The sequence below is a fragment of the Shimia sagamensis genome, from assembly GCF_900182745.1.
Taxonomy (GTDB): domain Bacteria; phylum Pseudomonadota; class Alphaproteobacteria; order Rhodobacterales; family Rhodobacteraceae; genus Shimia; species Shimia sagamensis.
Genome location: NZ_FXTY01000003.1, coordinates 169,392 through 193,241 on the forward strand (window position 1 = coordinate 169,392; position 23,850 = coordinate 193,241).

Sequence of the window (23,850 nt, forward strand, 5' to 3'; positions counted from 1 at the left end):
AGGACTTCCATGGAACTAAATTTGCGGCGTTACGCATACTTTTATGGCGCGATTATGCTGGTTGTAACAGCGGTTGATATGGCCTTGGCCCAATGGACAAGCACCGATCTGCCTGCTGGTATGAGTGTCTGGTTGCCTGCGATAACGGCGGCGCAAGACTTGGGCATGCGCCACGGAAAACTCACTCAAACACCTTTGCCCAAGGCGATGGCCTGGCGTCTCGCTTGGCCGCTGACGGCCGTGGCCGCAGGTATTCAGCTGGTCTATGCAGGCCTTTCGATTGGCGTGATGTCGGCTTTGGGATATGATATGTTGTCAGTTCTTTCGGTGATCAGCCTGCAAGTCTGGGCGCTGGTGATCGTGGGATTGGTTGTGTTGGTCTACGTCACCAACCGGATATTTCTTGGGATGGGTGTGCGCGGCGGCATAAAGGCCGCGAGCAAGGTTTAGGCTCTCTTATGATCACTCCGGAGTTCATCGCAATTTGGATTGCATGGCTCATGGCCGGCGGCTCCCCTGGGCCCGCGACCATGGGCATCGCCGGCACCGCCATGTCCGAAGGTCGTCGGTCCGCTTTGGCTTTTGCGCTGGGCATTCTCGCTGGGTCTGCCAGTTGGGGTATCGCCGCTGCCCTGGGCCTCTCCGCCGTTATGTTGGCCAATGTCTGGATATTTGAGCTCCTGCGATATGCCGGTGCAGCTTATCTTGGCTGGCTGGCGGTCAAAGCCCTCCAGCGTGCCATTGCCAAAGACACAACCGCCGCTGCAGGCACGCCTTTTAAAGGGAACTTCCAAACGCTGTTTGCCAAAGGCGCGGCGGTGCACATCACCAACCCCAAAGCCATTCTCAGCTGGGCGTCAATCTATGCAATCGTAGCTCCGGCAGATGCCACCCCGGCCACATTGTTTGGTTACTTTGCCGCGCTGTTTGCGGGCTCAATTCTGATCTTCATCGGTTACGCCTTCCTATTCTCCTCTCCTGCCATTGTGCGGGGATATCGCCGCGCCAGCCGCGCTTTTGACTTCGCCTTTGCGGGCTTTTTTGGCTTTGCGGGTTACAAAATCCTGACAGCGAGGCTGCAATGATCCGCCACTGCGTGATGCTGAATGTGCCGGCGGGTGCTCAAGAGGAGTTGAAAGCTGTCCTGGCGGGATTGGCTGACCTTGTGCAGGCGCTGGATGGCTGTTGTGGGTTTGCTGCTGGCCCAAACCGGGATTTTGAAGGCAAATCTCCCAATCATCCTTTTGGCTTCATGTTTGACGCCAAAGATGAAGCGGCATTGCAAGCTTATGCGGACCATCCAGAGCACAAGGCTCTTGGCGCAAAACTTGTCAGCCTGTGCCAAGACGGTGCAGATGGCATCGTCGTTTATGATATAGAGGTGTCCGCATGATCCTCGGAATAGGCTCCGATCTCGCCAACATCGACCGCATCGCGGGCACAATCGACCGGTTTGGGGATCGCTTCAAAAATCGCGTGTTCACCGACATTGAACAGGCCAAAGCTGAACGGCGCCGTGATTCCGTTGGCACGTACGCGAAGCGCTGGGCAGCCAAAGAAGCGTGCTCAAAGGCGCTCGGTACGGGTCTTGCAATGGGCATCAGCTGGAAAGACATGGCCGTGTCCAATCTGCGCTCTGGCCAACCTGTTATGGAAGTCACCGGTTGGGCCAAGGAGCGTTTGGAGAAAATGACCCCCCCCGGGCATGAGGCGATTATTCACGTCACTTTGACCGATGATCACCCCTGGGCGCAGGCGTTTGTGGTGATTGAAGCCCGTGCAATCACAGAAGAGTCCACGCCGTCGGGTTGACAGTAAGGCCGCGCGCCCGCATGTAACCTCAGACCAAAAATGGCTGTAAATCGAGCGGAGACAGACCCTATGGCGGAAAAAGCCAAAAGCGACAGCGGCATCGTCGAGACCATCAAAACGATCTTCTGGGCGCTCTTGATCGCCGGTGTGTTCCGCACCCTGTTCTTTCAGCCATTCTGGATTCCATCAGGCTCCATGAAAGACACTCTGCTGATTGGGGATTTCTTGTTTGTGAACAAGATGACCTATGGCTACTCCTATTCATCTTGTCCTTCGGTGCGTATCCCGGCCATTGGCGTGAATGTGGATGCCAAAGATCTTTGCGGCTGGATGGGCAAAGGCAGCAATGATCGCTTTATGGGCGGCGAGCCTGAGCGTGGCGATGTTGTGGTGTTCCGCCATCCAGTGACCGGTTTTGATTTCATCAAACGTTTGATCGGTTTGCCCGGCGACAAAGTACAGATCAAGAATGGCGTTGTGCATCTCAACGGTGTTGCGGTGAAACGTGAAGACGGCGGCGTGTTCCGCGAGGAATATGGCCCGCAAGGTCCCCAAGGCCATCGCCCACGTTGCGAAAACGGTCCGGTTGGCAATGGTGGTGTTTGCGCCAAGTCTCGGATCATTGAGACCCTGCCAAACGGGGTGAGCTACAGCACACTGAACATCACGGATCAGCAATCGGATCACACCGGTGTCTATACCGTGCCCGAAGGCCACTTCTTCTTTATGGGCGACAACCGCGACAACTCCACTGACAGCCGTGTGCCACAAGCCGCGCGCGGCGTGGGCTTTGTGCCATATGAAAACTTGATTGGTCGTGCGGACCGCATCATGTTCTCTTCGGCTGGCCGGTCGATGTTTGCCTTCTGGACGTGGCGCAGTGATCGGTTCTTCAAAGGCGTGGAGTGATTAGGCCGTGAAGCTCTCTGCAGATTTAAAAGCGCTTGAAGCGCGGCTGGGACACACTTTTTCCCGCCCCGATCTGTTGGTGCGCGCGGTCACGCATTCCTCGATGTCCTCTCCCACACGCCAGGACAACCAACGCCTGGAATTTCTGGGCGATCGGGTGCTTGGATTGGTGATGTCAGAAGCGCTTTTGGAACACGACAAATCCGCCGCCGAAGGTACCTTGGCCCCTCGTTTTAACGCGCTGGTGCGCAAAGAGGCCTGCGCGGACGTGGCCCGCGAGATTGATCTTGGTGAGGCTCTCAAGCTGGGGCGTTCCGAAATGATGTCTGGCGGACGCCGCAAAGAGGCGCTGCTGGGCGACGCAATGGAAGCTGTGTTGGCGGCTGTCTACCGCGATGCCGGCTTTGACGTTGCGAAGGCATTGATCTTGCGTCTTTGGGGCGCTCGTGTGCACACCGTTGACGCCGACGCGCGCGATCCTAAAACTTCGCTGCAGGAATGGGCGCAAGCTCGAAAACTACCGCCCCCCAAGTACGAATTGGTCAAACGCTCTGGTCCGGATCACGCACCAGTGTTCACCATTGCTGCAAAGCTTGAAAACGGTGCTTCTGCACAAGCCACGGACAATTCCAAACGCAAAGCGGAGCAAGCTGCCGCCAGCGCACTATTGGCGCAAGTGAACAGTTAAGTACAAGGTAGTTGCATAGCGCCCTTGCAAAGCTAACCCTAGCCCTACTTGGCAAAGTAAGCTACAGACGCGCCTTAACTCGTAAAATGGCTGACACAAAGGCAGACCCTATGACCAAACGCGCCGGATTCGTTGCCCTAATCGGAGAGCCCAACGCGGGCAAATCCACGCTCACCAACCAAATGGTGGGGGCAAAGGTCTCGATCGTGACTCATAAGGTGCAAACCACCCGCTCCCGCATCCGTGGTGTGGCCATGGAAGGTGAGAGCCAGCTGGTGTTTGTGGATACACCCGGTCTGTTCGCCCCACGCCGTCGTTTGGACCGCGCCATGGTGGCGGCCGCTTGGGGTGGCGCGGCAGATGCCGATGTGATTGTGATGATGGTCGAGGCGCATCGTGGCGTGACCAAAGGTGTCGAAGCCATTCTGGAGCGCCTACAAGAGTTTGGTGAAGGACGCCGGGTCGCGCTGGCAATCAACAAAATTGACCGCGTGAAATCCGATGTGCTTTTGGCACTGACCCAAGATCTGAACGAGCGCTATCCCTTCATCGAAACCTTTATGATCTCGGCTGAAAAAGGCTTTGGTTGTGCTGATCTGCGCACTTGGTTGGCCAAGGAGCTGCCAGAAGGCCCATGGTTGTATCCGGAAGATCAGATCGCTGATCTGCCAATGCGCATGATTGCTGCCGAAATCACCCGTGAAAAGCTGACCCTGCGCCTGCATCAGGAACTGCCGTATCAGATGACGGTGGAAACCGAGAGCTGGGATGAGCGCAAAGACGGCTCCGCCCGCGTTGATCAGATGATCTATGTGATGCGCGATGGCCATAAAGGCATTGTGCTGGGCAACAAAGGTGAGACCATCAAGGCAGTCTCAAAGGCTGCGCGTGAAGAGCTTGAAGAATTCATGGGGCGCCGCATCCACCTATTCTTGCAGGTAAAAGTCCGCCCGAACTGGCTCGAAGAGAAAGAACGATATTCCGAAATGGGACTTAAGTTCAGCGACGGAAACGCATGACGGCTATCAAGCCCCAAACGATTGCAGCCACGGCAAACAGCGCGATCGCAATGTGGTTTGCGGACATTTTTTCGGACGGGATCAATCCTGCGGCCTCAAGCCCAATAAGTACCAACGCAGCCAAAAACATAAGCCGCACCGTCCATGGAATTTTGAGTTCCGGGCGCATTTTTCAAAGTCCTTGCATACCAATTACCCGCAAGGCGGGTGTGATCTACTACCATAGGTTTAATGAGTTGTCATGCGGTTAACAGCGGAGTTTTGGGTGCACGCCTATTTGGCGCGTTTACGGTTGACCGATATACCCGCCTTTGTCGTGGCGCATGGTGACGACACTGCCGGTGCGGTATTGGTGAAGCTCAATACACTGGACGGCAACGCCATTGTTTTTCAGCGCAGCTTTGACCTTATGACTGGAGATCGCAAATGGGTTACTCTCGCTGAAGGTGAAGAGGCCGAGGTCGATGCTGCCCTGGCTCGGCAACGCAGTTTTGATACCGATGTTTGGGTGATCGAGGTTGAAGATCGCCAAGGTCGCCATTTGTTGGACGAACCAGGGCTGTCAGATTAAGATAATAATCTGCTTTCCTTTCCGCCAACCAAAGGCTTTTCTGCATACAAAGGAGAGGCCATGGACTGGCGCGATCAGGGCTTTGTGCTCAGCACACGCAAACACGGAGAAACCTCGGTGATCTTGGAGGTTTTTACGGCAGATCACGGTCGCCATGCAGGTGTGGTACGTGGCGGCGTGAGCCGAAAGATGACCCCTATTCTCCAGCCGGGTGGACAGCTTGACCTCGCCTGGCGGGCGCGTTTGGCGGATCACATTGGCAGTTTCACTGTTGAACCGATGCGATCGCGTGCGGCGGCCCTATCAGACAGATTTGCGCTTGCAGGCCTCAATGCCGTAACAGCCTTACTGGCTTTCTGTTTGCCGGATCGTGAGCCGCATTCAGAACTTTACGCCAAAAGCAGTCAACTGCTTGATCTCTTGGGGCAAAATGACCTCTGGCCACTTGCCTATTTGAAATGGGAAATAGCGCTTTTGACGGAGCTTGGCTATGGCCTTGATCTCACCGAATGTGCGGTCACAGGCAGCACCCAAGACCTGATCTATGTGTCCCCAAAATCCGGCCGCGCGGTGTCCTCAAAGGGGGCGGGGGAGTGGGCAGACCGCCTTTTGCCTCTTCCGCCAATTCTGCGAGATGAAGGGGATGCGCCTGACGGCGAAATCCTTCAAGCGCTCTCAACCACTGGCTATTTTCTATCCGAAAAACTGGCTCCGGACCTTGGCAACAAGCCTTTGCCAGAGGCCCGCGCCCGTTTTGTGGATCTCTTTCGGCGGCGGCTTAATGCCCCCTAAACGCCATCTCGCGTCCGGCATCATTGCTCATTAGCAAGCGGTCGCCAGACACCTCCACCAAAGTCATTTCCATCATAGAGGTCAAAAAGGCTTCTTCGTCGTCGATGTCGGAGCAGTACAGCTCCTCAACGAAGTCAACTTGTATCGCAATCCAAGGGTACGGTTTTCTTTGTGAACCGGAAAATCCATTACACGGCCCCATGCCATTAACGCTGCCATGTGGGCCAAACGCAACCACCGCCGAATAGTCAACGGGCGCGCCGTCTACTTCGCTTAATTGCCAGTCGTAGTTCATGCCACCGTGTTTTGTGAGCGTATCTGTTGGGTCACACGCGGCCAATCCCAAGATTGCCGTTACAGCAAGAAATCCAAATCTCATCTATCCGCCTCATATAATGCCAATATCAAATCCACTAGAGTTCCCAGCGCCGGTCCATTTGCGATCCCGTCATGTGTGGAAAGCTCTTCCATACCTACCAAGGCGGCATAAAACACGCGCGTCAACTCTGGATTGCTCAATCCAATCTCTTCAAACAATTCCTGCACATAGGTCATGCGCTTTATATCCACCTGTGCAACAGCTTCTGCGACATCTGTATTGTCGCGCGCCCAGGCTCTGATAGATGGTTCCGCTGCAATGCCGCCAAAATCCTCCGGTGGTCCTGCTGCGGCAATTTGCACCAATTCGCGCAATTTTCGCACCGCCGATCCCTGTTGATCAACCAGCGTTACGATCTCAGCAAATGCACGGGTTTCCCATGTCTCCATCATCGCTGCATGAAATGTCGGGACATCGTCAAAATGCCAGTAAAATGAACCCTTTGTAGCTTCAAGGCGCCGCGCCAATGGTTCCGCCTTGAGGGCCTTGGGGCCTGCTTCTGTCAAAGCCAGGAAACCAGCTTTGATCCAATCATCTTTTGAAAGTCGTTTTGCCATGCCTAAACATACGGCAGCGTATTGACTCCTGCAAGTAAAGGAGTCACTCCTGACCATACGATGGCGTATGGATTTTGGAGGCTGTAATGAACAAGTGGATGATGACTGCGGCGGGGCTATTATTTTTGACAACCGGCGTGCATGTGTTTTTGGGAGGGCCGGAAATACACGTACCGATTCAGGAGAGCGATCTGCACCCGGCTGTCCGCGCCGTTGGGGCGGTGGTCTGGCACGCCGTGACTGTGATGTTGTTGGTCTTTGGCGCGGGCTGTGCTTGGCTCTCACGCAATCCCAACGCGCCGCTCGCTTGGCTGATGATTGCAACACAACTTGGATTTGTCGGGCTTTTCGTAGCCTACGGCATGGCGTTACTTGGCAACCTCACGGTCATGCCGCAGTGGATTATTTTCGGGCTTATCTCAGCCGTAATTGCAATGGGTATCCGTGCGGACAACACCCCGGCACGACGCGCGGCTACTGCCTGACCGTCACCAATTGCTGGTGTGGTCGCGTGGTGTCGCGACCACCGCATTTGGGGCGCCGTCGGCAAACTCTTTCACACGCGCTGCGAATGTGGCGAAATACTCTTGGCTCTGAACGTGCTTCAGGGTTGCCTCGCTGTCCCAACGTCCCCAATGAATGCGTGTTACGCCATTGTCGGCCACGGCCACTTGGTAGGAGAACCCCTGAGCTGCGGGATCATTGCCCACTGCATTGATGAAGGCTTCGCAGGTGGCCACCCACACCATGTCGTCCCCGTCGTAGTCATATGTGATGGTGATACAGCGCATGTGGGGCTTCCTTCTATTGTGTCGGTGCACGCAGTTTGTGGCACAAATCGCCGCAACAGCGCACGTTGCGTTCATTTCTCTCGGGACAGTCTGCCTTGAAATACGCACCACCGCAAAACAGTCGCGATACCGACGTAATACCGACGTAGATTTCGGCGGATTTTAGCTGCCGATTCCTTGTTAATATGTGAAAAATGAAAAACGCGGCCCCCGAAGGAGCCGCGCAAAGTCTGCTGTCTAACTGAGAGCGGGTGTCAGCTCAGCAAACGTCTCGCAATCACCTGTGCCTGAATTTCCGCTGCACCTTCAAAGATGTTGAGGATGCGCGCGTCACACAGGATGCGGCTCACGCTGTATTCCAACGCAAAGCCGTTACCGCCATGAATTTGCAGGGCATTATCCGCTGCGGCCCAGGCCACACGGGCGCCCAGAAGTTTGGCCATGCCGGCTTCAAGATCACACCGGTGTCCATGGTCCTTTTCCCAAGCAGAGAAGTACGTCAGCTGGCGGGCGATCATGATTTCTACCGCCATCATGGCCAATTTTCCGGCCACCCGTGGGAAGTTGATCAGCGATTTTCCAAATTGCTTACGGTCGATGCCATACTGCATGCCCACGTCCAGCGCAGACTGCGCAACACCAATCGCACGCGCCGCGGTTTGGATGCGAGCCGACTCGAAGGTTTCCATCAACTGCTTGAAACCTTTGCCTTCTTCGCCGCCAAGCAGATTCTCACCTTTGACTTTAAAACCGTCAAAGGCCAGCTCGTATTCTTTCATGCCTCGATAGCCGAGCACCTCGATTTCGCCGCCGGTCATGCCCTCTGTTGGGAAGGGGTTCTCCTCAGAGCCGGGAGTTTTTTCAGCCAGGAACATGGACAGTCCGCGGTGATCGGGAGAGTCTGGATTGGTGCGGGCCAAAAGGGTCATCACTTGTGTGCGGGCCGCGTGAGTAATCCAGGTTTTGTTGCCTGTTACCTCCCAGTTGCCGTCCTCAGTTTTCACAGCGCGCGTGCGCAATGAACCAAGATCAGAGCCAGTGTTTGGCTCTGTAAAGACAGCCGTCGGCAAGATTTCCGCACTGGAGAGTTTTGGCAGCCACTGTTGTTTTTGCTCTTCCGTACCGCCGCAAAGAATCAACTCCGCCGCGATCTCAGAGCGGGTGCCCAAGGAACCCACACCGATATAGCCGCGGGACAGCTCCTCGGAGACCACAACCATGGAGGCTTTGGAAAGGCCAAATCCGCCGTATTCCTCTGGAATGGTCAGGCCAAACACGCCCATTTCCGCAAGCTCTTCAATGATTTCCATTGGAATGAGCTCGTCCTTGAGGTGCCACTCATGGGCATTGGGCTCTACGCGATCCACTGCAAACCGGCGGAACTGTTCGCGGATCATTTCAAGCTCGTCGTCAAGGCCGCTCTGGCCCACAGTGATGTTGGCCGCCTGCTCCTGCATCAACTCTACAAGACGCATGCGCGCGGCTTGGGAGTTGCCTTTGTCACACAACGTCATGACCTCTGCCGCCATCAGGCCGCGGGTTTCATCTTGCGTGAGACCAAGATCCTGCAAGCGCACAATCTCACCCTGGCTCATTGGAATGCCGCCATAGACTTGCCAGAGGTATTCTCCAAAAGCGATTTGGTGAATGATCTGTTCGATCTCCCCAAATTTGCCTTCGCCATCCAGCTTTTCTGCCCAAGCCTGCATTTGCTTTAACGACTGGGCATATGTGGCCAACCAGCTCAGGCCATGGGCCGCCGTTTGGTTTTGCTCGATGAGCTTCCCCGAAACCCGGCCATTTTCAGAGACAGTCTCTTTCACCCGCGCAATCGCGGCCTCCAGAATACTCTCCATCGGCGCAACAGCCGCTCCGGTCAATTTCAGAAGATCAGGAAGAATCACTGAGTTTGTCATAGCCAAGTCCTGTCCATCATGCGCCATACGTCAAAAGCCCTCAAATGCTGCAGTGTGACATAATCCCTTTGCAGGTGCAGCGCAACAAAAATACGAATTGCGCGCCAACTTTGGTCGTTTGTTTCGCGTGAAGTCTTTGTTGGTGTGTGCTTTGAGGCCTATAGCAAGGTATGGATTCTCTGTTTCTGGACTATGCACCTCAAGTTTTGGTTTTCTGTGCGAGCGTTGGGCTGCTTGCAGGGATTATCAAAGGCATGGTTGGCTTTGGCATGCCTATGGTCTTGATTTCAGGGCTAAGTACATTTCTTTCTCCCGAAATTGCCCTGGCGGGTCTTATCTTTCCAACATTGGCCAGCAATGGCTTTCAAGCCTTCAGGCATGGCGCAGGGGCGGCATGGCAATCCTTAAAGCGTTTCCGGCGCTTTCTGATTGCGGGGGGCATCGTCATGGGTGTCAGCGCCCAGTTTGTCCGCTGGGTACCAGAAAATGTGTTGTTGGTCATGATTGGTGCGCCAGTTGCCATGTTTGTTGTTTTGCAACTGTTTGGCCGTCCGCTGCGCATCGCAAAACCCACTGCGCGAGGTGAAGTTGCGGTTGGCGCATTTGCGGGAGCAATTGGCGGCGTGTCAGGCGTTTGGGGACCTCCCACGGTCTCATATCTAACTGCAATTGGCACGGAGAAGACGGAGCAAATCAGAATCCAGGGTGTAATCTATGGCCTGGGAGCAGTGGCACTTTTATTTGCTCATTTGGGTTCTGGTGTGCTGAACGTCAAAACGGCGCCCTTGTCGTTTTTTCTGGTAATTCCCGCCATGTTAGGCATGTGGGTGGGAACAAAGGTTTCGGATAGAATTGACCAGAAAATGTTTCGGCGCATGACGCTTGTGGTGTTGCTGCTTGCTTCCCTAAACCTCATTCGCCGGGCATTTTTCTAGGCGCCTTTTCTCAGCTTGCTCCTGCCTGCCTGAGCGGTAGGATAACGCGGACGTGCAAGGAGTATATCAACGGTGTCACAGATCAACACATCCCTGCGCGTGGCTTCTCTGAGCCTTGCCATTTTGGCCGCTATTGCCACCGGCTGGTTTCTAAATGCTGCTCAGGCAATCCTTGTGCCCATCGTGCTGGGAGCTCTGCTGGCCTTCCTGATGGATGGCATTTCCCGCTTCATGGGCCGCATCCCTCTTTACTCAAAATATGTGCCAGGTTGGCTGCGCACGATGCTGACAACCGTTGTGCTCTTTATTGTGCTTGCTGGTTTGATCAGTTTTTTTGCGAGAAACTTAGACCCGGTTGTGCGGGCAATGCCAGATTATTTGGAGCGCCTGTCTCATACGTCGTCCGAGGTGGCTGCCCGCTTCGATGTGGAGTTTGAACTGACGTGGCAATCGTTGGATCGCCTGTTGTTTGACAATATCGACATTCAGCGGCTCATCCGTATGACGGTAAATTCGGTCAGCTACTCAGCCGGATACCTGGCGCTTGTCTTTCTATACGCCATCTTATTTCTGATTGAACGGGACAGTATTCCAAAAAAAGTCGCCGCAATCGTTCCGGATCACCAATCGCAGTCCAATGTGTGGCAAACCATCGATTTGATTACCGCGCAAATTGGCACCTATTTTACCACCAAGACCTTGATCAACGTGGTGCTCGGCGTTCTGTGCTGGGTGATCTTTCTGTTCTTTGGGCTAGAATTTGCCGCCTTCTTTGCTGTGACCACAGCGATCTTCAACTACATCCCTTACGTTGGGTCATGGATTGCGATGGCGTTGCCCATGCTTTTTGCGGTTGGTGATTGGGGGCTAAATATGGACGTCGTGCTGTTGTTTGCTGCGCTCAGCGGCGCGCAATTTGGTGTTGGGTATTTCTGGGAACCGCGTCTCATGGGGCGATCCATGAACTTGAGCCCTGTGATTGTGATGGTGTCGTTGGCATCGTGGGCTGCGGTCTGGGGCCTGATTGGTGCCATCCTGTCAGTCATATTAACCTCTGGAATTATGACCATCATGTCATTTTTCCGTGCCACCAGACCCGTGGCAATTCTGCTAACCAATGATGGAGAGATACCCTGGTTGCAAGAGATTGATGTTGGTGAAGAGGCCTGACCTCGACCTATTGGTTTACCTGATCATACCAGGCCAGTAAGGACTCGATGTCAGCTGACACATTGGTCGCCATGCCGCCTGAAAACTCCTCAAACACCTCAGCATTTAAAGGGTTTGTACCCGCAATAACCGTCGCATCTTTTTCCAGCGCATCCGCCAGTAAATCCCGAAATCCACCGCCTTCTGTTTCCTGCTTGCCAAATTTGTTGAGCAGGAAAACGTCAAAGTCGGCTTGCATGGATTGTCCAACAGCCGTTATCGCAGTTGCCATTGCATCCGGATCAAGTCGGCAGCCTTGTGCTTCTTTGCCCAAATTTTGCGAAATGCGAATGGTCGGACCATTTGGCAAAATACGTACATCCATGTCACATCCTTGCGCAGTGCCGCATTCGGTGTTGGTTTGTACGATCCCACGCGTCTTAAGACCGCGTGCTTCCAAGCGTTCTGCCAAATCGGACAACAGAAGGTCCAACTCTCCGCGTCCATGCGCCATGGTGTATGCAATTTTCATCATGACTTTGAAAATAGGTCGGTGTTTTCAGAAAGCAAATACCATCTTGCCCCAAGATCTTAGTCCAGAGACTTGGGGAGCAGCTTGTTTATGAGAGAAACTAGGAATGCGGTGGAAATACCAAAGCACAAAATGCCGGTTACTCCGCCAAACGCGCCAAAAACGCGAAATTCGACGGGTAAAACAACGTCGCCATATCCCACGGTCGTATAGGTTACGAGTGAGAAATAGAGTGCGTCGTAAAGGTAATCAAAGGCTTTCATATTGAGCAGTACCGCCGCCCAGAGCCAAACCTGAATGGTGTGTGAACTCACGATCATGACAAAGGCCGCACCAACAACAACGGTTGTTCTTAGCATGCGAGACCGATTTTTGACCCAGCGGCCAATATGAGCCAGCGCCTCAATCATCGCGGCCAGCAGGCCGACATGAATGAGGGCACACACGCTAAGAACTACGGATCCCCACAACAGCTGATCGTGTTGGCTCATCGCTAGTGTGTCTGGTGTCATGGAGTCGCTCTCGTTGCTCGACGCAAAACTTGCACGCGATCAGGCGAAGAACAAGCCTGCCAAATGGTCACATCGTCTCAACGCAATGACGTCTAAACGCCCGCTTCAACATGTCCAACTCCGCGCGCAGGAGGTCGATTTCTGCACGTAGATCACCTGCCAAGGCTTCGCCGGCAATAAAGCTGACGGTGTCGAGCCGTTTTTCGGTTGTGTGTTCAGTAATGACCACAGTTTGAACGCCGTCTGAGATGCTTTCTTTCGGAATAGGAAAACGCAGTCGCCAGAGACCAGGCTCATCTGCTAGATCAACCGAAACATCCTGAACCGGCTCGCCCAAGTAAGTGACGTCAATCCGCGGCTTCGCGCGGGTGCCTTCCGAACATTTTAGAACCCCTTCCCAGATGCCCTCAAATAGGCGGGTTTTTGTCAGCGTTAGTTCGCTCATGTGGCCATCCCTTTGTGTTTGTTTCAGAACTCTGCTCGTGGACGGCGGGAGAATGTGACGTCCCGGAGGACAACCTGGTTCATCTCGGGGCCCTCAAAAATCAGGTCGATCCACATTTTCTCGACCCTCTTTTCGTTGAGGTTTGAATACGCCAAATCAAACTCGACCCGAATGTCTTCGGCCTGAAGCGGCAGTTCGCGCACGATTTGTTCTGTGTTTGGCCCATGGCGGATATTCAAGCGTGCAAATATTTCGAGCGGTTTTTCCATCTCAACAATTGTGTCCATCCGCACAACATGTTCCCGCTTAAGGCCTGAAACTGCTTCCTGTGGCATGTCGATCACCAAAGATAGAAACGAGCCGTCAAACCGAAAAACGTCCATACGCAGGCCAAACGGTGCGAGGTCTTTTTCCCTGTGGTTTCTGAGCTGTCGCAGGGTGAGCTCAGAAATGCGACAGTCATGGAAGAGCGTGACTTCCTCGCCCAGCATTTCTTTGTTTTCCACCGCGGCACGGCCTTTTGCTGGAATAGGCTCTCGCCACAGAGCCGGGCGCCACGACCAATCTGTCCCATGGGGCTTGGGAAAGGCGTTGGAGCCAATGATGGGCAGAGCCAAACGGCTTTCGGAAACCGCAATCACAGTATCCAGATATTGACGAAGGGTTCTGGCTCTGCGCCGTTGCGCCCGTAAGGTGGCAATATCCGCTTCAGAGGCCTTGCGAGCATTGCGCGCCCAATACCGTGACAATCCGCTTTGTAGCGCCTGCTGAAAAAAACGTCTGCTTTTTGCCATTTGGCTTGGAACCATGTCTCATTGTTGCTGGCGGCGAAACGATCTGCGGCCTTCGTTATGATTATTTAGCGAAATGGTTGCGATAGGACAAATGTCCATTCAGTCCTATCCCCATGAATTTTCAGTGTGTTGCCCAGTGTCTGTTCCGTAAATGAAGTACTTCGGTTGTAAGTGACGTTGAAATGTACCTTTCAAAGGAGCCAAAAAGGGATATGGGGACGCCACTGGAGCATGACTGAGATTGCATTTTCTGACGTAGCGTCTTATCTCATCCGAGATTGGAACCAGAGGACACTGATCACATGAACTGGATCACCAACTACGTCCGTCCGCGGATCAACTCGATCTTTTCTCGTAGAGAAGTTCCAGACAATCTCTGGACCAAGTGCGATGAATGCGGGACGATGTTGTTTCACCGTGAATTGAAGGGCAACCAAAACGTTTGCACGCAATGCGACCATCATATGTCGATTTCCCCACGAGATCGCTTTGAGGCATTGTTTGATGGAGGCGTGTTTGTCGAGGTGGATGTACCAGAACCGGTAGCTGATCCTCTGCAGTTCCGAGATCAGAAAAAATATCCAGAGCGCATGAAGGCCGCGCAGAAAAAGACGGGCGAGGCAGAAGCCATGTTGGTGGCTGAAGGCGATATCGGTCGAACCCCAATTGTGGCCGCGTGTCAGGACTTCTCCTTTATGGGCGGCTCCATGGGGATGTATGTCGGTAACGCGATTATTGCCGCTGCGGAGCGTGCCATCGCACTGAATCGTCCGCTTGTGTTGTTTTCGGCCGCAGGTGGCGCGCGGATGCAGGAAGGCATTCTTTCTTTGATGCAGATGCCCCGCACAACCGTTGCGGTGCAGATGCTCAAAGAAGCAGGCTTGCCGTATATCGTTGTTCTCACACATCCGACAACCGGTGGTGTAACGGCGTCTTATGCGATGCTGGGCGATGTACAGATTTCCGAACCCAATGCGCTGATCTGTTTTGCTGGCCCACGGGTGATTCAGCAGACCATCGGAGAGAAGTTGCCTGAAGGTTTTCAGCGCGCCGAGTATCTGCTGGACCACGGTATGCTTGATCGCGTGACAAAGCGGACCGAGCTCAAAGCCGAGTTGGTGTTGATTATCCGAATGCTTATGGGCATGCCTCCTGCGGTAGCGGGCGACCTGCCTGCACCTCAAAAGGAAGAAACTGCAACTGAGACGCCGGACGAAAAACCCGAAGAGGCGAAAACGGAATAAATCAGTCGCTTACGCGTCGAGAGAAATGGGCTTTCGGAACATAAACCGAGGGCCCGTTTTGTTTAACAGCCCCTTTTTTGATGGAGTGCTTCATGGTCGCTCAATATGATACGTCGGACACAATCCTCGCCCGTATGATGGCGCTTCACCCAAAAATTATTGATCTGACCTTGGATCGTATGTGGCGCCTTCTGGACGTACTGGACAACCCCCAAAAAAAGATGGCTCCGGTTGTGCATCTGGCGGGGACCAATGGTAAAGGCAGCACACAGGCCATGATCCGCGCTGGTCTTGAAGGCCGAGGGGATAAGGTTCATGCCTATACCAGCCCGCACTTGGCGCGATTTCACGAACGCATCCGCTTGGCGGGCGAGCTTATTGATGAAGCGCATTTAGCGGCGGTTTTGGACGAGTGTTGGGAAGCTAATAACAGGCAGAACATCACCTACTTTGAGATCACCACCTGTGCCGCCATTCTGGCGTTTTCACGCACGTCTGCCGACTACACGTTGCTGGAGGTTGGTTTGGGTGGGCGCTTGGATGCGACAAATGTGATCACCGCACCTGAATTAACCGTCATCACGCCTGTTTCCAAAGATCATGAACAGTTCTTGGGGGAAACCGTCGCTGAAATTGCGGCGGAAAAAGCAGGTATCATCAAGCGTGGCGTTCCCTGTGTTGTTGGTCCACAATCTGTTGAGGCCATGGATGTGATTGAACATGCTGCGATGCGTCTTAGTGCGCCGTTGATTGCTTACGGCCAGCACTGGCACGTGTCTGAAGAACGCGGGCGTCTCGTTTTTCAAGATGAGCGCGGATTGCTGGATCTTCCTCTTCCTGCGCTGGCTGGCGCACATCAGGTACAAAATGCAGGCGCTGCGCTGGCGGCATTGCGCCACTTAGGTGCAGATGAGGTGGCTTGCGAAGCCGCCATGACAAAGGTCTCTTGGCCCGCGCGTATGCAGCGATTGAACGGCGGACCTTTGGTTGACGCTGCGGCTGGCGCAGAGGTTTGGCTCGACGGGGGGCATAACGCGGCTGCAGGCAAGGCGTTGGCAGACGTTATCTCAACTTTGCCAAAGCGGCCGACCCATCTCATCTGTGGGATGTTGAACACCAAGGATATTCTTGGGTATCTGACACCGCTCGCAAAGATTTCCGAAGGTTTGACTGCGGTTTCCATTCCCGGCGAGAGCAATACGCTTCCGGCCTCTCAAACGGCGCAATCTGCACGGCAAGCGGGTATGCAGGCAACCGAGAGTGTCAGTGTCCTGGCCGCGCTTAAGGACATTGTGTCCAAGTCGCCTGAAAGTCGCATATTGATTTGCGGATCGCTTTATCTTGCTGGCGCAGTGCTCCGAGAAAACAGTTAAGTCGGAGACGCCTCTTAAGGTCGGTCGGTTGAAACGGGATCATCCAGTTGACGGAAGCGAATCAGTGCACGTATAGTTCTACGGAACGTCTCTTTCGCCCAAATACCACTACAATCAGCGAAGCGATCTACGGACAGGCAGGCAGGAAAATGGGGGGCAATCGGCCCCCCTTATAATGCCGGCCGCAGATGCCCTCTGTGCCGCCTGATGGAATGTGGAGTGGACACCAGCGCTCGTATGGTTGGTATGAGATATGGCTTTTGTTTATGGAGGCAAGTTTGGCCGCCAAGGTTGTGTTTCATCTGCCCAAGCAGTTCCATGAGAACTATCTGGAACTGACCCATTTGGCTCTTTTTCATAAGATTCATGCGTTAATTGTGCCTCGAGGAGGCGAGGTCGAAGTGCGTCGCCGCCACGAAACGCTACGGTCGATGGAACGGTCGGATTGGTCCGACCGTTTAGAATCTGAGAACTTACATGTCATTGAAAATGGCATGGTTCAGCAAGACAACGCCCTGAATACGGCGCTGGCTTATTTACCACCTTATTTCCACCTCGATCCGCAAGGTGTGTTGGCGGAAAGTATGGCCGGTGACGCCAAGTTTTCTGAAACTGAGGTGAATGCTGTACTCGCCAATTCGAAGTTCCGAGGATTGCATGACCGCTTGGTGAAAAAACGTCGGTCACGGTACGGCCCAAAAGATGAAGTGACTGAAATTCCTGACGGGTGCATTGCCGTCTTTCTTCAGGGCGATAATCCGCACCGACAAGGCACAGCATATTGCGATAATGAGACGTTGTTGCGTACTGTTGCGGAGAATGCAGGCGGGCGAACTGTTGTGGTCAAGGCGCACCCGGTGAGCAAACAGCTTGATGATGCTCAGTTAATCCTAAATCTCCTTCAGGATGGGTTGCCGGTTGAGCCAACCGACGCCAATGTACATGACATTCTCCGCCAATGTTCTGTGACCGTCAGCTATAATTCCGCAGTTGCCATGGAAGGGTTCATGCATGGAAAACCGGCGATCCTTTTTGGAAAATCCGATTTCCACCACGTTGTTGAAACAGTGTGCAATCCCAACGATTTTCCAACAGCGCTGCATGCAGCTTTGGTCAGCCAGCATGACTACGCAAAGTATTTGCACTGGTACTTTTCAAACTATGCCGTGTCTGTCGAGGATTGGTTGTTGGAAGACAAGCTTCTTCAGATCTTTGAGAAGATGGGGTTCGCTGAGGATCGGTTAGGGCTCCGGGAGGTCAGCGGTGCGACATCGGAAAACCAGGTAGGGCCCAGGAGCAAACAGGCAATTGACGAAACGCAACGGTTGTTCCGAGGGCTCACCGAGGCAAAATCTGTAAAACTTCGGCGCAGTTTGATAATCGATGAAGACTATCATGAATTTATTGGGGCAATCGGTGACCAGAAGGTGCGTGTTTGTCGGCACCTATCGGCAGAAGGCCAGCGGGACGTACGCGCGCGTGTCGCTGAGACAAGCTACTTGCAAGACATCATGGTCTCAGAGCAGTTTTTTGCTGAAAAAGCTATTTTCGCCCATGAAGAGTATGGTGTCTTGTGCGTGAGCCAAGTGCCGGGTGTACCTTTAGCGCAAAAGATTGCAGGGGCCTCAGGCCCTCGTCGATCCAAGTTTGTACGCATGGGTGCAGAGTGGCTTGAAGCCGCAACGCAGGCTCGGATTAAGCAAACAGAACTGGCATCGCTGTTCCGACTGAAGAATCTAAAAGAGTGGTCTTTGGACAATATCGAAGACGATGGGGATTGCTCTTTATTGGAAAGGCTGCTGTCTGACCTGACCAAACGCGCTCGTTTGATCAAGGGCATGGAAATCAAACAAATTCATGGACAGGCATGGTTCTCGGCTGAAAACCTTGTGTTCAAAGACACCACCTTGTGTGGGATCAACATCCGGGGGGCGCATTGGACGTCGGTGTCACGCGCAGCCGCGCAATACCTCGTCGACTTGCAATTGGTCGCGCCTGCGATATCTGGCAAAACTCGGTTTGGCATTGCGCAGGACGATTGGCGTGCGTTTTTGTCAATTGATTTGGTTCCTGAAGGCGAGCGCCGCACGGCTTTACCATTCTTCATAGGTGAGCAATTGTTTCGGCGCTTCGTAACTGATTATCGGAGCCAAGAGAAACGCGAGCGTGGGCGCCAATCGATACGCGTTTTTTTGGAATAATTTTTCCTGACAATTTGGGTGGAATCCCTGCAAAGTGGCAGCAGTGCAGGGAGGCGCCAATGCAGATTGTCGATGAGTTTCCATTTGGGGTTCGGGAGGAACCCCACGTATGGATCGAAATGCCGGATGGAGTGCGCCTGTCCGCGCGAATGTGGTTTCCTAAGACCACGGAGCCTGTACCCGCAATCTTGGAGTATCTCCCTTATCGAAAGCGGGACGGGACCGCGGAAAGAGATGCGTTGACGCATCCTTACCTTGCAGGGCACGGCTACGTGTGTGTCCGCGTTGACATGCGTGGGTGTGGCGACAGCGAAGGTCTTTTCCAGGACGAGTACTCACAGCAAGAGTTGGATGACGGAGTTGCTGTAATAGAGTGGCTGGCTCAGCAAGAGTGGAGCAACGGCAATGTCGGGATGATGGGTATCAGCTGGGGCGGATTCAACGGGTTACAAATTGCGGCTCTAGCGCCTCCCGCATTAAAAGCAGTTGCTAGTTTGTGCTCAACGGTAGATCGATATGCCGACGATATTCACTACAAGGGCGGTGTCATGCTTGGGGAGAACCCGGCCTGGGCTGCGACTGTTTTGGGATGGTTTGCATTGCCGCCAGATCCCCAAATTGTTGGACCCAAATGGCGCGAGATGTGGTTGGAGCGGCTCCAAAACACGCCGTTTTTGGCTGAGACTTGGATCAAGCACCAAAATCGAGATGCTTACTGGAAGCACGGATCGGTTTGTGAGGATTATAGTGCAATCAAAGCAGCGGTTTTAAGTGTCGGCGGCTGGCACGATGGATATCGAAACACCATTTCCCATTTGGTTGAAAACTTGGCGGCTCCGGTAAAGGGATTGGTCGGTCCTTGGAACCACAAATACCCACATTTTGCCGTTCCGGGTCCACAGATCGACTTTCTCGGAGAATTGCTTTTGTGGTGGGACCACTGGTTGAAGGGCGAGGAGAACGAAGTTGGGTCTTTACCAGACATGCGCCGCTGGCTCATGTACAGTGTACCGCCCCAAGTGACCTATGATCATCGTCCAGGGCGGTGGATTGCGGACGGTGTTGGCTCCAAGGGGTGCGTTCTGACTCTTCACCTGGTTGGGGAGACCCTCTCGGAGATTCCCGCACCGACAGAACAGAAAATTCTGCCGGATATTACTGTAGGGCAAGCGGCGGGAGAGTTTTTTCCATTTGGGTTTGGTCCAGGGGAGCTTCCAGACGATCAACGCGCCGATGACGTACTTTGCAGTTGCTTTGATGGGAAGCCAATAGGAGAAGGACTGGACTTGGTTGGGGCGCCAAAGCTACGGCTGCGACTTCGCTCTAACACGCCCAAAGCACAGATTGCGGTGCGGCTGTGTGATGTACATCCAAATGGCGAAAGCACGTTGATAACCCACGGATTTTTGAATCTCAGGCACCGGGATGGGCATGAAACCCTCATTGACGTGCCTTTAGGAGAAAACTTCGATGCAGTCGTCACTCTGGATCAATGTGCTTATCGCGTCCCTCAAGGACATAAGCTACGTGTTGCCCTGTCGACGAGCTACTGGCCTTTTGTGTGGCCAGAACCGGAGCTGACGACACTCAATGTTGTTTTGGGTACGATTGAGCTTCCAATCCGAAATGTGTCAAAGGGTGACGAGTGGCGGTTTGAGACGCCAAAATCGGCACGCCCTCGGCCAACAGAGCGGTTGAGTGTTAGCGACGAGAGCAAGCGCATCATACGCAACGTTGGCAAACGTTTGACGCGCCAGGAAATTCAAAGCGATGATGGGGTGTTGAGGGATCTGGAAACTGGTTTGGAAAGCAGAACCAGACACAGGGAGGTGTTTTCAATTGCCGAAACAGATCCAAACTCTGCAGTCGCCAGTTTTGTTTGGGAACGAGACATGTCGCGTGGTGGGTGGTGCGTGGCGGTCAAGGCTGAGCTGAAAATGAGCGCTGATGCAGACAATTTCTTCATCAAGGGCCACTTACAGGCCAAAGAGGGAGAATATGTGGTGTTTCAAAGAGAATGGGACGTTTCCGTCCCTAGACAGTAACTAGTAGCAAAAAGAAGCCCGCTTTTTGGCGGGCTTCTTTTGTTTCAGCGTACGACAAAGACCGATTGTTTGGCATGCCTCGATATTCGAGCGGCGTTGGGGCCGATCAAATAGTCTTTCAGCTGTGACTTATGTGCGCCCACAATAATCGCATCGGCAGAAACACTTTCAGCCTCTTTCAACACCAGATCGTAAATGGTGCCTTGATCGACATGCAGGCGTACTTTTGGTAGGCCCGCAAAGCGCTCACCAGCCCAGGTTTCCAATGCAACCTTGGCCTCCTGAAGAATGGCTTTGTTGTGATCTGCGCTAAAAAACGAACCAACAATCGACATGCCGTAGTCTGGCACGACATTCATGATGTGCAACTCGGCATCGTCTCGCTCTGCCATGGTTTTGGCAACTTCGGCCGGGCGCTCCGACCCTTTCAGATCGTTCACGTCCACAGTCAGTAGTAGGGTCTTAAACATATCACATCTCCCTAGAATGCAGGCTGCGTGGCGCGAGGCCGCTGAATCAGCATCAATCCGGCAAGCAGCAACAGAGCTGGAATGAAGAACAGCTCTTTGGGCATGCGCTCATTTTCGACTTCAACCTGTGAAATCACCACTGGGTTGTCGCCGTAGTAGTCATATTCTGTGCCAAGCGATCCAAAGTAGGGCGAACCAGGGAACGGTTCTTCCAAAAGCAGTTTCCCGTCTTCTTCAAGAACCGACAACCCATTGTCCGACATAGCAGCCCCCGGCTCTCCACCAGGATACACCATGGTGATGGTCGTGGCGCGGTTGTCTCCCGTGTCAAAATCCGGACCTTCAACCTTAAAGCGGATCAGGCTGCCCTCCGGTTGCTCTCCAACAAGCTGTACAGCTGCAGGGCCTGTTACGCTCTGGTACTTCTCTGTCACAAGATCGAGGAAGAAGTCAGGTCGGAACAACATAAATGCAATGAACAGCAAGGCAACGCTTTCCCAACGTTTAGACTTGGCTATGAAGTAGCCCTGAGTGGCCGCTGCAAATATGAGCATCGCGATTAAGCTTATGAAGAATACCAGGATGGCTTTCCCTAAACTCACGTCAATCAACAGCAAGTCTGTGTTGAATATGAACATGAACGGCAGCAAGGCGGTACGGATGTCGTAAGCGAAGCCCTGGATACCAGTTTTGATCGGATCACCACGAGAGATTGCCGCGGCTGCATAAGCTGCAAGCCCAACCGGAGGCGTGTCGTCGGCAAGGATGCCAAAGTAGAACACAAACATGTGTACCGCGATCAATGGCACAACAAGGCCCGCCTGAGCACCAACACTCACGATGACCGGCGCCATGAGAGAGCTCACCACGATGTAGTTCGCAGTAGTTGGAAGCCCCATACCCAGTATCAGCGACAAAATCGCAACCAAAACCAGCAGGAGGATCAAATTGCCGCCAGAGATCACTTCGATGACCTGACCGATCACTTGGTGTGCACCAGTCAGGCTGATGGTACCAACAATGATACCGGCAGCACCCGTTGCCACACCAATCCCGATCATGTTGCGTGCGCCCATGATCAGGCCTTGCACAAAGTCAGACCATCCCGTTGAGAAGGCCGCGTTCAGAGCCGTCTCGCCACGGAAAAACGCTTTGATTGGACGATGTGTGAGAGCAACGATAATCATAAAGATGGTTGCCCAGAATGCAGACAGCGCCGGTGAGAGACGGTCCAACGTATCCGTTTTCACCATCAAGTTCCAAACCAAGATAAAGATTGGCAATGAGTAGTACGCGCCGCCAAGAAGCGTTGGCGTTAGCCGTGGCGCCTCCAGTGGTGCATTGGGGTCATCCATAGCGACATCGGGATATTTCGACGCGAGATAGAGCAAAGCAATGTACATGATCGTCAGCAAGACAATTGCCGCATAAATGCTGTCAGCCATCATTGGATCAAGTAGGTTGCGGATACCAATCATCAGGAAGGTGATGGCGGCCAAACCCAAGAAACCTGTCAAAAACAGCACCATGATCATGATGGGGCCAATGTGGCGACCGGCTTTCTTGAGGCCTTTCATCTCCATTTTTAGTGCTTCGAGGTGCACAATGTACAAGAGAGCGATGTATGAAATGACGGCAGGCAAGAACGCGTGTTTTACCACGTCGATGTAGGGAATATTGACATATTCCACCATCAGGAAGGCTGCTGCACCCATCACAGGAGGAGTCAGCTGACCATTGGTGGAGGAAGCCACCTCTACCGCACCAGCTTTTTCAGCCGGAAAACCAATACGCTTCATCAAGGGAATGGTAAAAGTCCCTGTTGTCACAGTATTGGCAATTGAGCTCCCAGAGATCATTCCGGTCATCATCGAGCTTAGCACCGAAGCTTTCGCTGGTCCGCCGCGTAGGGCGCCAAGCAGAGCAATCGCAACTTTGATAAACCAGTTGCCGCCGCCAGCGCGATCAAGAAGAGCGCCAAACAGCACAAACAAGAAGATCATCGAGGTAGACACACCAAGGGCAACACCGAAGACTCCCTCGGTTTGCATCCAGTAATGTCCAAGCGCCTTAGAAAACGATGCGCCACCATAGTTAGTGATATCTCGTACCCACTCGGAATTTCCGCCAAAGAAGGCAAAAAGGACAAAGGACCCAGCAATGATGACAAGCGGCAAACCTAGCGAACGATACACGCAGATCATCAGAACCATCATGCCAATCGCAGACATCGTGATGTCTGTCGTCGTCCAAAGACCTGGGCGGTCCGCAATCTGATAGCGGAACACAACGAGGTACAAACAGGCACCAACACCCAGTGCAATCAGCGCCCAATCGTAAAGCGGAATACGATCGCGCGGTGACGATTTGAACATCGGGAAAGCGAGAATTGCCAAGGCGATCGCGAAGGCAAGGTGAATGTAACGCGCTTGCCCCACAATGTTTGCAAATCCGGAAAAACCAGTTGTTTGCGCTAGAACTCCTGGAAGTTTTGAAGCGATGTAAAGCTGAAAAAGCGACCAGATAATACAGATCGCGATGATCAATTGACCTTGAAAACCGTCGGCGTTGCGTGCGCCTGTATCGACTTCTGCAACAAGTGCGTCGGCTTTGGCGGTGCCATCATTTTGATGATCTTGAGCCATAATTTTCCCCGTTGAACCCCTTTGTTGAAAAGCGCCCCGAAGTGCATTTCGGGGCGCTTCCTATTCTTGTA

27 protein-coding genes are annotated in these 23,850 nt (G+C 53.4%); 16 read left to right on the top strand and 11 right to left on the bottom strand.

Annotated features, from left to right (window positions below; genetic code table 11):
- Positions 1-9 precede the first annotated feature (9 nt).
- The 7 genes from QOL67_RS08955 (at position 10) to era (ending at position 4,428) form a co-directional block, all read left to right on the top strand.
- Positions 10-450: an ABZJ_00895 family protein gene (locus QOL67_RS08955; protein ID WP_283425632.1), complete on the top strand. Its 441-nt coding sequence runs from the start codon at positions 10-12 to the stop codon at positions 448-450.
- A gap of 8 nt (positions 451-458) precedes the next feature.
- Positions 459-1,085 carry a LysE family translocator gene (locus tag QOL67_RS08960; protein ID WP_283425633.1) on the top strand — a complete coding sequence of 209 codons (627 nt, stop codon included), beginning with the start codon at positions 459-461 and terminating at the stop codon, positions 1,083-1,085.
- Positions 1,082-1,393: a Dabb family protein gene (locus QOL67_RS08965; protein ID WP_283425634.1), complete on the top strand. Its 312-nt coding sequence runs from the start codon at positions 1,082-1,084 to the stop codon at positions 1,391-1,393. Before QOL67_RS08960 ends, QOL67_RS08965 begins: the two co-directional genes overlap by 4 nt.
- Positions 1,390-1,812, top strand: a complete 423-nt coding sequence (gene acpS, locus QOL67_RS08970; protein WP_283425635.1) for a holo-ACP synthase — start codon at positions 1,390-1,392, stop codon at positions 1,810-1,812. Before QOL67_RS08965 ends, acpS begins: the two co-directional genes overlap by 4 nt.
- Before the next feature lie 69 nt (positions 1,813-1,881).
- The gene (lepB, locus tag QOL67_RS08975; RefSeq protein WP_283425971.1) at positions 1,882-2,721 is read left to right on the top strand and encodes a signal peptidase I; all 840 of its coding nucleotides are present in this window, start codon (positions 1,882-1,884) and stop codon (positions 2,719-2,721) included.
- A gap of 7 nt (positions 2,722-2,728) precedes the next feature.
- Positions 2,729-3,409 (top strand): ribonuclease III, encoded by a 681-nt coding sequence (gene rnc, locus QOL67_RS08980; protein WP_283425636.1) that lies wholly within the window; start codon positions 2,729-2,731, stop codon positions 3,407-3,409.
- Positions 3,410-3,519: 110 nt separating this feature from the next.
- The gene (gene era, locus QOL67_RS08985) at positions 3,520-4,428 is read left to right on the top strand and encodes a GTPase Era (RefSeq protein WP_283425637.1); all 909 of its coding nucleotides are present in this window, start codon (positions 3,520-3,522) and stop codon (positions 4,426-4,428) included.
- Here era and QOL67_RS08990 read toward each other — a convergent pair.
- Positions 4,409-4,597: a hypothetical protein gene (locus QOL67_RS08990; protein WP_283425638.1), complete on the bottom strand. Its 189-nt coding sequence runs from the start codon at positions 4,595-4,597 to the stop codon at positions 4,409-4,411. The genes era and QOL67_RS08990 overlap by 20 nt on opposite strands.
- Positions 4,598-4,669: 72 nt before the next feature.
- Between QOL67_RS08990 and QOL67_RS08995 the strand changes: the two genes are divergently transcribed.
- Together QOL67_RS08995 and recO are read left to right on the top strand one after the other, a co-directional pair.
- Positions 4,670-4,999 (top strand): DUF1491 family protein, encoded by a 330-nt coding sequence (locus QOL67_RS08995; protein WP_283425639.1) that lies wholly within the window; start codon positions 4,670-4,672, stop codon positions 4,997-4,999.
- 60 nt (positions 5,000-5,059) lie between these two features.
- Complete coding sequence (gene recO, locus QOL67_RS09000; RefSeq protein ID WP_283425640.1) at positions 5,060-5,791, top strand: DNA repair protein RecO; 732 nt, start codon at positions 5,060-5,062, stop codon at positions 5,789-5,791.
- On the opposite strand, the gene QOL67_RS09005 is transcribed toward recO, so the two are convergent.
- Entirely contained in the window at positions 5,778-6,170 is a 393-nt protein-coding gene (locus tag QOL67_RS09005; RefSeq protein WP_283425641.1) for an META domain-containing protein, read from the bottom strand. The genes recO and QOL67_RS09005 overlap by 14 nt on opposite strands.
- The gene (locus QOL67_RS09010) at positions 6,167-6,727 is read right to left on the bottom strand and encodes a TetR/AcrR family transcriptional regulator (RefSeq protein ID WP_283425642.1); all 561 of its coding nucleotides are present in this window, start codon (positions 6,725-6,727) and stop codon (positions 6,167-6,169) included. The genes QOL67_RS09005 and QOL67_RS09010 overlap by 4 nt, the downstream gene beginning before the upstream one ends.
- A gap of 86 nt (positions 6,728-6,813) precedes the next feature.
- Between QOL67_RS09010 and QOL67_RS09015 the strand changes: the two genes are divergently transcribed.
- Complete coding sequence (locus QOL67_RS09015; protein WP_283425643.1) at positions 6,814-7,212, top strand: hypothetical protein; 399 nt, start codon at positions 6,814-6,816, stop codon at positions 7,210-7,212.
- Positions 7,213-7,215: 3 nt separating this feature from the next.
- On the opposite strand, the gene QOL67_RS09020 is transcribed toward QOL67_RS09015, so the two are convergent.
- Entirely contained in the window at positions 7,216-7,518 is a 303-nt protein-coding gene (locus tag QOL67_RS09020) for a hypothetical protein (protein WP_283425644.1), read from the bottom strand.
- Between the two features lie 254 nt (positions 7,519-7,772).
- Entirely contained in the window at positions 7,773-9,461 is a 1,689-nt protein-coding gene (locus QOL67_RS09025; protein ID WP_283425645.1) for an acyl-CoA dehydrogenase family protein, read from the bottom strand.
- Positions 9,462-9,604: 143 nt separating this feature from the next.
- Here QOL67_RS09025 and QOL67_RS09030 point away from each other — a divergent pair, with 143 nt between their 5' ends.
- Together QOL67_RS09030 and QOL67_RS09035 are read left to right on the top strand one after the other, a co-directional pair.
- A complete protein-coding gene (locus QOL67_RS09030) occupies positions 9,605-10,369 on the top strand; it encodes a sulfite exporter TauE/SafE family protein (RefSeq protein WP_283425646.1) in 765 nt (254 codons plus the stop codon).
- A gap of 72 nt (positions 10,370-10,441) precedes the next feature.
- Positions 10,442-11,539: an AI-2E family transporter gene (locus tag QOL67_RS09035; RefSeq protein ID WP_283425647.1), complete on the top strand. Its 1,098-nt coding sequence runs from the start codon at positions 10,442-10,444 to the stop codon at positions 11,537-11,539.
- 7 nt (positions 11,540-11,546) lie between these two features.
- Here the strand turns inward: QOL67_RS09035 and QOL67_RS09040 are convergent, their stop codons facing one another.
- The 4 genes from QOL67_RS09040 to QOL67_RS09055 all read right to left on the bottom strand — a co-directional run bounded on the left by QOL67_RS09040 (position 11,547) and on the right by QOL67_RS09055 (position 13,801).
- Positions 11,547-12,053 carry a DUF2478 domain-containing protein gene (locus QOL67_RS09040; RefSeq protein WP_283425648.1) on the bottom strand — a complete coding sequence of 169 codons (507 nt, stop codon included), beginning with the start codon at positions 12,051-12,053 and terminating at the stop codon, positions 11,547-11,549.
- A gap of 56 nt (positions 12,054-12,109) precedes the next feature.
- The gene (locus QOL67_RS09045; RefSeq protein ID WP_283425649.1) at positions 12,110-12,562 is read right to left on the bottom strand and encodes a potassium channel family protein; all 453 of its coding nucleotides are present in this window, start codon (positions 12,560-12,562) and stop codon (positions 12,110-12,112) included.
- A gap of 67 nt (positions 12,563-12,629) precedes the next feature.
- Positions 12,630-13,007, bottom strand: coding sequence for a hypothetical protein (locus tag QOL67_RS09050; RefSeq protein WP_283425650.1), 378 nt, complete (start codon positions 13,005-13,007; stop codon positions 12,630-12,632).
- Between the two features lie 23 nt (positions 13,008-13,030).
- Positions 13,031-13,801, bottom strand: coding sequence for a DUF6478 family protein (locus QOL67_RS09055; protein WP_283425651.1), 771 nt, complete (start codon positions 13,799-13,801; stop codon positions 13,031-13,033).
- A 302-nt stretch (positions 13,802-14,103) separates the two neighbouring features.
- Between QOL67_RS09055 and accD the strand changes: the two genes are divergently transcribed.
- The 4 genes from accD to QOL67_RS09075 all read left to right on the top strand — a co-directional run bounded on the left by accD (position 14,104) and on the right by QOL67_RS09075 (position 20,664).
- Positions 14,104-15,045: an acetyl-CoA carboxylase, carboxyltransferase subunit beta gene (gene accD, locus QOL67_RS09060; RefSeq protein ID WP_283425652.1), complete on the top strand. Its 942-nt coding sequence runs from the start codon at positions 14,104-14,106 to the stop codon at positions 15,043-15,045.
- 92 nt (positions 15,046-15,137) lie between these two features.
- Positions 15,138-16,418, top strand: coding sequence for a bifunctional folylpolyglutamate synthase/dihydrofolate synthase (locus QOL67_RS09065; RefSeq protein WP_283425653.1), 1,281 nt, complete (start codon positions 15,138-15,140; stop codon positions 16,416-16,418).
- Positions 16,419-16,696: 278 nt separating this feature from the next.
- Positions 16,697-18,619 (top strand): capsular polysaccharide export protein, LipB/KpsS family, encoded by a 1,923-nt coding sequence (locus QOL67_RS09070; protein ID WP_283425654.1) that lies wholly within the window; start codon positions 16,697-16,699, stop codon positions 18,617-18,619.
- 59 nt (positions 18,620-18,678) lie between these two features.
- Positions 18,679-20,664 carry a CocE/NonD family hydrolase gene (locus QOL67_RS09075; protein WP_283425655.1) on the top strand — a complete coding sequence of 662 codons (1,986 nt, stop codon included), beginning with the start codon at positions 18,679-18,681 and terminating at the stop codon, positions 20,662-20,664.
- A 44-nt stretch (positions 20,665-20,708) separates the two neighbouring features.
- Here the strand turns inward: QOL67_RS09075 and QOL67_RS09080 are convergent, their stop codons facing one another.
- Together QOL67_RS09080 and QOL67_RS09085 are read right to left on the bottom strand one after the other, a co-directional pair.
- A complete protein-coding gene (locus QOL67_RS09080) occupies positions 20,709-21,134 on the bottom strand; it encodes a universal stress protein (protein ID WP_283425656.1) in 426 nt (141 codons plus the stop codon).
- An 11-nt stretch (positions 21,135-21,145) separates the two neighbouring features.
- Positions 21,146-23,779 (bottom strand): TRAP transporter permease, encoded by a 2,634-nt coding sequence (locus QOL67_RS09085; RefSeq protein ID WP_283425657.1) that lies wholly within the window; start codon positions 23,777-23,779, stop codon positions 21,146-21,148.
- Positions 23,780-23,850 lie beyond the last annotated feature (71 nt).